General features: G+C 56.7%; 8 protein-coding genes. 4 read left to right on the plus strand and 4 right to left on the minus strand.

Annotated elements, in window-relative coordinates; genetic code table 11:
* Positions 1-294 precede the first annotated feature (294 nt).
* Together ACESLM_RS29855 and ACESLM_RS29860 are read right to left on the minus strand one after the other, a co-directional pair.
* Entirely contained in the window at positions 295-1896 is a 1602-nt protein-coding gene (locus ACESLM_RS29855) for a response regulator (RefSeq protein WP_372638251.1), read from the minus strand.
* Positions 1877-3691 carry a sensor histidine kinase gene (locus ACESLM_RS29860; RefSeq protein WP_372638254.1) on the minus strand — a complete coding sequence of 605 codons (1815 nt, stop codon included), beginning with the start codon at positions 3689-3691 and terminating at the stop codon, positions 1877-1879. Before ACESLM_RS29860 ends, ACESLM_RS29855 begins: the two co-directional genes overlap by 20 nt.
* Before the next feature lie 107 nt (positions 3692-3798).
* On the opposite strand from ACESLM_RS29860, the gene ACESLM_RS29865 reads away from it, so the two are divergent.
* The 3 genes from ACESLM_RS29865 to ACESLM_RS29875 all read left to right on the plus strand — a co-directional run bounded on the left by ACESLM_RS29865 (position 3799) and on the right by ACESLM_RS29875 (position 6957).
* Positions 3799-4677, plus strand: a complete 879-nt coding sequence (locus tag ACESLM_RS29865; RefSeq protein WP_372638257.1) for a carbohydrate ABC transporter permease — start codon at positions 3799-3801, stop codon at positions 4675-4677.
* On the plus strand, positions 4677-5513 hold the full coding sequence (locus tag ACESLM_RS29870; protein ID WP_372638261.1) for a carbohydrate ABC transporter permease: 837 nt from the start codon (positions 4677-4679) through the stop codon (positions 5511-5513). The genes ACESLM_RS29865 and ACESLM_RS29870 overlap by 1 nt, the downstream gene beginning before the upstream one ends.
* 133 nt (positions 5514-5646) lie before the next feature.
* Entirely contained in the window at positions 5647-6957 is a 1311-nt protein-coding gene (locus ACESLM_RS29875; RefSeq protein WP_372638264.1) for an ABC transporter substrate-binding protein, read from the plus strand.
* A gap of 134 nt (positions 6958-7091) precedes the next feature.
* Here ACESLM_RS29875 and ACESLM_RS29880 read toward each other — a convergent pair whose 3' ends face one another.
* The gene (locus tag ACESLM_RS29880; RefSeq protein WP_372638267.1) at positions 7092-7433 is read right to left on the minus strand and encodes a zinc ribbon domain-containing protein YjdM; all 342 of its coding nucleotides are present in this window, start codon (positions 7431-7433) and stop codon (positions 7092-7094) included.
* A 167-nt stretch (positions 7434-7600) separates the two neighbouring features.
* On the opposite strand from ACESLM_RS29880, the gene ACESLM_RS29885 reads away from it, so the two are divergent.
* Positions 7601-8176, plus strand: coding sequence for a DUF421 domain-containing protein (locus ACESLM_RS29885; RefSeq protein ID WP_372638269.1), 576 nt, complete (start codon positions 7601-7603; stop codon positions 8174-8176).
* A 140-nt stretch (positions 8177-8316) separates the two neighbouring features.
* Here ACESLM_RS29885 and ACESLM_RS29890 read toward each other — a convergent pair.
* Positions 8317-8598, minus strand: a 282-nt coding sequence (locus tag ACESLM_RS29890; RefSeq protein ID WP_372638272.1) for a zinc ribbon domain-containing protein, incomplete at its 5' end; no start/stop codon positions are given.

An 8598-nucleotide genomic window follows, 5' to 3' on the forward strand; every position in this document is an offset into this window, starting at 1 on the left:
TTAACGGTCTCGCAGACCGTTAATCCCGCCGCACCTCCCATTTCGCACACATTAACGGTCTCGCAGACCGTTAATCCCGCCATACCTCCCATTTCGCACACATTAACGGTCTCACAGACCGTTAATCTCACCATACCTTCGTTTTCGCACACGTTAACGGTCTCGCAGACCGTAACCGCGCTCGTGCGGTTGCCTCATGCCGGGAGAGTTGACCCGCGTTCCGCTCCCACCCTCTCACCGCCGCTTCTGCGTCCGCCCGCACGTCGGGTCGGCCCGTGAGTCCGACGCCCCCGCTCACTTCTTCCGATACTCGTTAGGGGACAGCCCCTCCTGCTTCTTGAACACTTTGCTGAAGTACTTCTCGTCCTTGTACCCGACAAGCTCCGCGACCTGGGCGATGCGGTACTGCGGGTTCATCAGCAGCAGCTTCGCCTTCTCCATGCGCACGCGTTCGATATAGTCCGACAGGTTCTCGCGAAACTGTTGCTTGAACTTGCGCGAGATGTACTCCCTGCTGAGGAAGAAACGATCGGCCAAATCCTGAAGCGTGATCTCTTCGGCATAATGGGAATCGATATATTTGACGATTTCGAAGATGACGTGCTCGTCCTGCCGCTGGTGCTCCGCCCACTGGCGGGACAACTGCAGCAGATCCTGCTCCAGCCCTTCCGCGAGCGCGGACAGCACCAGGCGCCCTTCCTGATCCACCGGAGCGTTCGCGAACGCGGACTCCGCAGAGCGGCTCGGCGCCGCCGGCAAGTCCCCGAACAATTCCTTCAGCCAGCGCGCGCGAATGACGCTGTACTCGTGATTCCACAGCTCCAGCTGCTCGGTATTGATATAGCTCATCCGCTCGACCTGATTCATCCAGAGCCGTACGATGTCCCGGATCGGCTGCTCCTGCCCGCTGCGCAAAGCCGTTCTCATCCGATCTTCGAATTCCGACAAGTGAATCGCCGACAAGCGCGGATTCTCGTCCGGATCGAAGCAGCGAACACGAGGCCGGGCCGCGCGCATGTTGCGCTGACGCAGCACGATGTTCGCCTCGTGATACGACTGCTTGATGCCGCCGGGCAGCGGTCTCTCGCCGCCTAAGCAAAATTCCAACAGACTGCCGAACGCCTGCCGGATGCCGCCGTTGACCGTGTCCAGCAGCGCCGGGGCGTTGCCCGTCTGCTTCCACAGCAGGACAACGATCGCCCCGTACTCGTGCCGGAATGCGACCCCGTGCCGATGCCTGCGGACGATTTCGTTGCAGATGTTCAGCAAGGAGAAATACAACAGGTCCTCGCTTCCGGCGAACTTGCTGCGGATCGTCGGATGGATCGTATCCGTAGCCAGCACGGCCACCCGGCAGAACCGATCGTCCTCGGACAGCCCGAATTCGGTTCGCAGCGTCTCGGCGATCGACGAGTAGTAGGAAGGGTCCTCCACGAGGTTGGTCAATATTTTGTCCCAGTACACCGGGCGCAACTGATTGATCTCGATTGCCTTGCGCTGCTCCTGCTTCGTACCCTCGTCCTCCTGCTTGCGGCTCTCGACCGCCTTGGCGACCGCCTGGTTCAGTTGCTCGGGATCGATCGGCTTCAGAATGTAGTCCATTCCCCCGTACAGCACCGTCTTGCGCACGAAATCGAAATCGTCGTGCCCGCTGATGACGATCACCTTGGCGGCCGGCTCGTGCTCCCGAATCCAGGCGAGCAGATCGGTGCCCAATTTCTCCGGCATGATCATGTCCGTGAACACGATCTGGGGATGGTCCCGACCGATCCGCTCCATCGCGGATGCGACGTCCTGCGCCTCCATCACTTCCTCGATGCCGTGCGCTTGCCAATCCACCAGCAGCCGAATGGCTTCCCGGACATGCCGTTCGTCGTCAACGATTAGCGCTCTCATGGTCGTCTCCTTCCCCGTCGATCGGAATCCACAGCACGACGCTTAAGCCGCCCGACTTGCCGGGCTTGACTTCAAGCTTGGCCGATTCGTTGTAGTAAAGCTTGAGCCGCGACAAAATGTTAGGCAACCCGATCCCCGATTCCCCGGTCGCCCACGCGCCCTTCGATTGGAACAGCCGCTCCCGCAGCGCCCTCAGCTCTGCAGCGCTCATGCCTTTGCCGTTGTCGCAAACCTCCAGCCTCATCCATCGGCGATCCGCCGACTCCGAGCCGTAGATGGCGATCTCCGAATCTTCCTTGCCCGCGTCGAAGCCGTGCTTGAAGTAGTTCTCGACAAGCGGCTGCACGATCATCTTCGGAATCGGCCGATTCAGCAGCGGCCCGTCTACCTTAACCGTATAGCGAAGCTGCTCGCCGAACCGTTGACGCTGAAGGGAAACGTAAGCTTTGACATAGTCCAATTCCCGCTCGAGCGTTACGATCGGTTCTCCCGTGTTCATGCTGTAGCGCATCATTTTCCCCAAGGAGAAGATGAGATTGTAGATTTCCGGCTGCTGCTTCTGCAGAGACAACGTCCCGATCGATTGCAGCGCGTTATTGATAAAATGCGGATTCGTCTGCACCTGCAGCACGTTCAGCTCGTTCGTTTTGCGGGCCAGCTCGAGCTCGTATTCGCGAATAATCATCTCGTTGATCGTGTCCATCGCCAGCTGGAACCTTCGCGCCAATATCCCGAATTCATCCTTCCGATTGACGTCGATCGTCACCTGCAGATTGCCGCTCTGAATCTGGTTCATGTTGCGAATCAGCTTCTTGATCGGCGCGGTCAGTCGGAACGTGATCAATACCGTCGCCAGTATCGTCAGCACGAGGAACAGGACGGCGATTCCGCTGTTGAACAGCGCGACCTCCCGGGCGGTCCGGTGCAGCGTTTCGTTTGGAATTCGTTTCGCCAACGTCCAGTTCAAGAACTGCGTTTCCATTTTATCGTATACAATTTCCCCCGAGAAGCCATCCTGATTCAGAGAGAAGTTGCCGCTCGTCTGGGTTGCTCCCACGACGCGGTCGACCCAATCAGCCTGCAGCCGCTGACCGCCGCCGCGGTCGATGGAACTGTAGATCACGCGCCGCTCGTCGTCCAGAATGTACAGCTCTTCCCGGCCCGCCGAATACAGCTGCTCGGCAATGGCGCGGATGCCGTCCAGCCGAATGTCGATCGACAGCGTGCCGAGCTCCTCCTTCGCCGCCAAATAGTACAGCGAGCTGTGAATGGTGAGCACTTGATCGGCGGTCGTCGTCGGAATGTCCGTTCTTCCGAACTTATCCACCGGATGAGGCGGCTGAACGTAGGAATTCCCCTGGGCCAAGCCGGAAGGGATGTACCGGTCCCCGTCTCCCTTGAAGCTTCTTTTGGACCGGTTGTTGATGATGAGATAGTGCAGGTCGCTCTCGCGAAGATACAGATGGGCCTGCTCGAAATCCTTCGCCGTGTAGCTGAGCAGCATCAGGCCGCGATAAATTTCCTGGTCGTCTTTGTAATCCCGAATGCCGTCCTCCAAAATCGCGAACAGCCTGCTGTCGTTGTAGAAAATAAACGTCGACTGCTGCGCCGCGTTCATGTAATTGAGCAAGTTCGTCTTGCCCTGGAACAGCAAGTCGGCGTTGCTCTTCAGCGTCTCCTTCGTCACCTTGCTCGTCGTCAGGCTGTAGGTGATGACAATCGAGGCCAGAATCGGAATCAACGTGGCTGCCAGCAGGAACAGCATCATTTTCGTTCGGATACTGGTAAAGATCAATAAATTCCACCTCTTTGATCATCAGAGTCAGTGGGAGCCCCGCGTTCGAATGCCTATACTTGGGTAATAATCGCGAAAGCACTATGTACTTAAGGGGGGAAACCGCCATGGAAAACGCGCGTCAGAAAAAGCTTTACCAGCTCTTGTTTATCGGACCTGCCGTCATCTTCTTTACGATCATCCTCGTTATCCCGTTCTTCATGAGCCTCTACTATTCCTTCACCGAATGGAACGGGGTTAGTACAACAGTAACATGGATCGGGATCGAAAATTATAAAAAAATTATGTTCAACGACCCCGATTACTACAAGTCGTTCGTGTTCACATTCCGCTATGCCATCGTCAGCGTGATCTTGACGAACCTCGTCGGCTTCCTGCTGGCGCTGCTGCTCACGCAAGCGCTGAAGCTGCGCAACATCCTGCGGACGATCTTCTTCATGCCGAACGTCATCGGCGGGCTGCTGCTCGGGTTTATCTGGAGCTTTATTTTCGTAAAAGGGTTCGCTTCGATCGGGGAGCTGACGGGCCTTGCGTTCTTCAACCTTCCGTGGCTCGGCGACGCGCCGACCGCGTTCTGGGGACTGATCATCGTCACCGTGTGGAAAGGCGCAGGCTACGTAATGGTCATCTACATCGCCGGCTTGACCAACGTTCCCAAGGATATGATCGAAGCGGCGCGGATCGACGGCGCTACCCGGCTGCAGATGCTCTACAAGATCACGCTGCCGCTCATTATGCCGTCCATTACCGTCTGCTTGTTCCTGACGCTGTCCTGGGGCTTCAAGGTGTTCGATCTGATCATGTCGCTCACGAAGGGCGGTCCTTTCAACTCGACGGAATCCGTATCGCTTAACATCTATCAGGAAGCGTTCCGCAACAACGCGCTCGGCCTCGGCAGCGCCAAGGCGGTCATCTTCTTCCTCATCGTCGCCGTGATCACGATTCTTCAAGTCACCCTGACCAAGAAACGGGAGGTGGAATCCTAATGGAAGCTCACAAACGCTATACGGGCCGCCTGTTCTCTCTCGAAGCGCTGGGCATCCTGGTCGCGATCGTGTTTCTGGTCCCGTTTTACTTCGTCCTGTCGAACTCGTTCAAGCCGTTCGCCGAGATTCTCGTCAATACGACCAGCCTGCCGCAAAGCTTCAGCTTCCATAACTACGAGCAAGTGTGGAAGATCATGAACTTTCCGAAGGTGTTCCTGAACTCCCTGATCATCACCGTGGCCAGCAACGTCGGTCTCGTCGTCATCAGCGCGATGGCCGCTTACCGCATGGTGCGCCACAACAACCGAGTCAACCAAATCCTGTTCCTGCTATTCGTCTCTGCGATGATCATCCCGTTCGAGTCGATCATGATTCCCCTCGTGAAGCTGGCCGGCATGATCGGCTTCCTGAACGAGATCTGGGGCGTCGTCATCTGCTACTTCGGCTTCGGGGTATCGCTGAACCTGTTCCTCTACCACGGCTTCGTCAAGTCGATTCCCCTGGAGATCGAGGAAGCGGCCATCGTGGACGGCTGTTCCGTGTTCGGCGTATTCTGGCGCATCATTTTCCCGCTGCTCAAGCCGATCACCGTCACCATCGTCCTGCTGAACAGCCTGTGGATCTGGAACGACTTCCTGCTGCCCTTGCTCATTATCAGCGGACCGGAGACGCGGACGATTCCGCTTGCAACGTACTCGTTCTTCGGCCAATATACGAAACAGTGGGATCTCGCCCTGGCCGCCCTGACGCTCGGCGTGCTGCCGATCATTCTCTTCTTTCTGGGCATGCAGAAGCACATTATCGAAGGAATTACCGCCGGATCGGTCAAAGGGTAACCTGTTGAGCCGGTTAGCGAGGATGACAATAAGTTCCCCCTAATCGTTCAATTTTCTCGGTGTCGGGTTTGATGTTCATTCAATAAAATTAAAATAGTTACAGTAAAGACATTATAAGGGAGGATCACTGTAAATGAAAAAAAGATCCATGATGCTTATGTCCGCCGCTCTCGCCCTCACCGCCGTCCTATCCGGGTGCGGAGGCGCGAAAAGCGACAACGCCGCGAACTCTCCGGGAGCGACAACGCCGGCGGGCGAATCGCCCAAGAAAAACGTCACGATCAAAATGTTCCAATTCAAAGTAGAGATCGCGGAGCAGCTGCAGAACCTCGTTAACGAATATGAGAAAGAAACCGGCGTCAAAGTCCAGATCGAGACCGTCGGAGGCGGAGCCGACTACGGCGCCGCGCTGAAAGCGAAATTCAACTCCGGCGACAAGCCCGACATTTTCAACAACGGCGGCTTCTCCGACCTGGACCTGTGGCTGGAAAACCTCGAAGACTTGTCCGACCAGCCTTGGGTGAAAGATCTGGTCAAGGGCACGGACGAGCCGATGACCCACGACGGCAAGCTGTACGGCATGCCGATCGGCGTGGAAGGCTACGGCTTCATCTACAACAAAGACCTATTCGCGAAAGCCGGCATCACGGAGCTGCCTAAGACGCTGTCCCAGCTCGAGGATGCGGCGAAGAAGCTGCAAGACAACGGCATTACGCCGTTCATTAACGGCTACGGCGAATGGTGGGTGCTCGGCAACCACTTCGTCAACCTGCCGTTCGCTTATCAAGCCGATCCGAACGCGTTCATCGCCGGCCTGAACGACGGCAGCCAGAAAATCCCAGGCAACGAAGTGTTCGAGAACTGGACGAAGCTGTTCGACCTGACCGTGAAATACGGCGGCAAAAACCCGCTTCAGACGGACTACAACACGCAAGTGACCGAATTCGCGACCGGCAAGGCCGCGATGACGCAGCAGGGCAACTGGACGCAGGTGCAAATCTCGAAGACGAACCCGGACGTCAACATCGGCTTCCTGCCGATGCCGATCTCGGAAGACGCGGCCGCGAACGACAAGCTGTTCGTCGGCGTTCCGAACAACTGGGTCGTCAACAAAAACTCCGCGGTGAAGGAAGAAGCGAAAGCGTTCCTGAACTGGATGGTGACCTCGGACACGGGCAAGCGGTTCATAACGCAAGAGTTCAAGTTCATCCCGGCGCTGACGACGATCTCCGCGACGGAAGAAGATCTCGGCGCGCTGGCCAGCGACATCATGAAGTATAATCAGGAAGGCAAAGTGCTCTCCTGGAACTGGTTCAAGTTCCCTCAAGGCGAGGCGTCCAGCAAAAAGTTCGGCGACTCCATGCAAGGCTATGTAGGCGGCCAGCTCACGAAAGAGAAGATGCTCGAAGCGTTCCAGAGCACTTGGAACAGCTTGAAGAAGTAATTCGCCACTCTGGCCGAAGCGGCCCACCTGATCAGAAGCATAAAGGCCGGAAGAGACACCGTCTGGTGACTCTCCGGCCTTTATGCTGCGAATAGCCGCGCACTGCGCTTCCAATTCGCTCATCTTGCCCTTACTTAAGCCTTCTTCACGAATTCCGACTTCAGCTTCATCGCTCCGAAGCCGTCGATTTTGCAATCGATATCGTGATCCCCTTCGACCAGGCGGATGTTCTTGACCTTCGTTCCGACTTTGACGACCAGGGAGCTGCCTTTGACCTTGAGGTCTTTAATCACGGTGACCGTGTCTCCGTCTTGCAGAATATTGCCGTTGGCGTCCTTGACGACCTTGGCCTCCTCGCCTGTCTCCGCCTCCGTCCCGGCGCTCCATTCGTGAGCGCATTCCGGACAGATCCAGATTCCTCTATCCTCGTAGGTGTATTCGGACTGGCATTGCGGGCAGTTCGGTAAGCTAGACATTGTCGTATCCTCCAAAGGCGAATTTGCAGCGGATTTGATACTTTTCGATTCGTGGACCACAACGGGTTCCCTGCTGCGAGTGAATCCATTATAGCACATTGCGCATAAGCGGACTTCGCGCTTCCCATGCTAAGAGGACGAAGACGCGAAGTATTGGAGGCAAACGCATGGACTGGCAATGGATCTGGCATTCGGCTCTGCTCGTCTTGGTCGGCATGGTGCTGCTGCGCATCGCGGGCCGCAAGTCGATCTCGCAGATGAGCGTAGCTACGACCGTCATCATGATCTCGATCGGCACGACGATCGTGCAGCCGATCGCCAATCATCATCTGTCGATCGCCATCGGATCGGCGAGCGTGTTTATTCTCACTTTGCTGCTGATCGAATACTTGGAGATGAAGTTCCAATGGATCGAACGGCTGCTCAACGGGCACGCCAAAGTCATCATCGACAACGGCCGATACATGCATCCTGAGCTGCGCAAAATGAGACTGACCGTCGATAAGCTGGAAATGCAATTGCGGCAGCAGGGCGTACAAGACGTGCGGGACGTCCAGACGGCGACGATCGAAGCCAACGGACAGCTTGCCGTGGAATTAAAGCCACAGGCGCGCCCGGTCACCGTGCGCGATCTGGAGGCGCTGCTCGCCAAGCATCTTCCTCTCCCGCCGAGTCCGGACCCGATCTTCCAGGAAGTTCGCCAAAGCGGACATGCGGCCCCGATCGACCCCAAGCTTCAGTAGCGCTCGCTTTGCGCCCCCGATTATCTAAACAGGGTGACATGCTCCCACCACTTGCAGAAGTGGGGGCTTCCCAGGACATAACTGCCAACGCAGCTAATCTTACTGGGCGATCCCCGCCAGCCCGGCGGTTCTCTCTTGCGCTATGCAAGGCCTAATCTTCTTATCCCTTCGGTCCTTATGTTTCCGGCAGCATTCTCATCCCTTCGATGGGTTGTGCCGCAACCGTCGCACACCCAGATGCGATCCTTCAGCGTCAGTTCCTTATGGATCCTCTCGCAAGCGCCGCATCGTTTGCTGGAAGGAAACCATTTGCCGATCCGAACGAGACGTTTGCCGCGCTCGGCCAGCTTGTAGTCAAGGAACGTTCTAAACAGGCCGTTGCCGTTGTCCATCGTTGCTTTTCCGAGGGATAAGGCTTGGGA

This window comes from Cohnella sp., from assembly GCF_041641335.1.
In the GTDB taxonomy this organism is placed as follows: Bacteria; Bacillota; Bacilli; order Paenibacillales; family Paenibacillaceae; genus Cohnella.

Bases quoted from the DNA above. Each gene is read 5' to 3' on its own strand.
- ACESLM_RS29855 (WP_372638251.1), bottom strand. From the start codon at position 1,896: ATGAGAGCGCTAATCGTTGACGACGAACGGCATGTCCGGGAAGCCATT.
- ACESLM_RS29865 (WP_372638257.1), top strand. From the start codon at position 3,799: ATGGAAAACGCGCGTCAGAAAAAGCTTTACCAGCTCTTGTTTATCGGA.
- ACESLM_RS29870 (WP_372638261.1), top strand. From the start codon at position 4,677: ATGGAAGCTCACAAACGCTATACGGGCCGCCTGTTCTCTCTCGAAGCG.
- ACESLM_RS29875 (WP_372638264.1), top strand. From the start codon at position 5,647: ATGAAAAAAAGATCCATGATGCTTATGTCCGCCGCTCTCGCCCTCACC.
- ACESLM_RS29880 (WP_372638267.1), bottom strand. From the start codon at position 7,433: ATGTCTAGCTTACCGAACTGCCCGCAATGCCAGTCCGAATACACCTAC.
- ACESLM_RS29885 (WP_372638269.1), top strand. From the start codon at position 7,601: ATGGACTGGCAATGGATCTGGCATTCGGCTCTGCTCGTCTTGGTCGGC.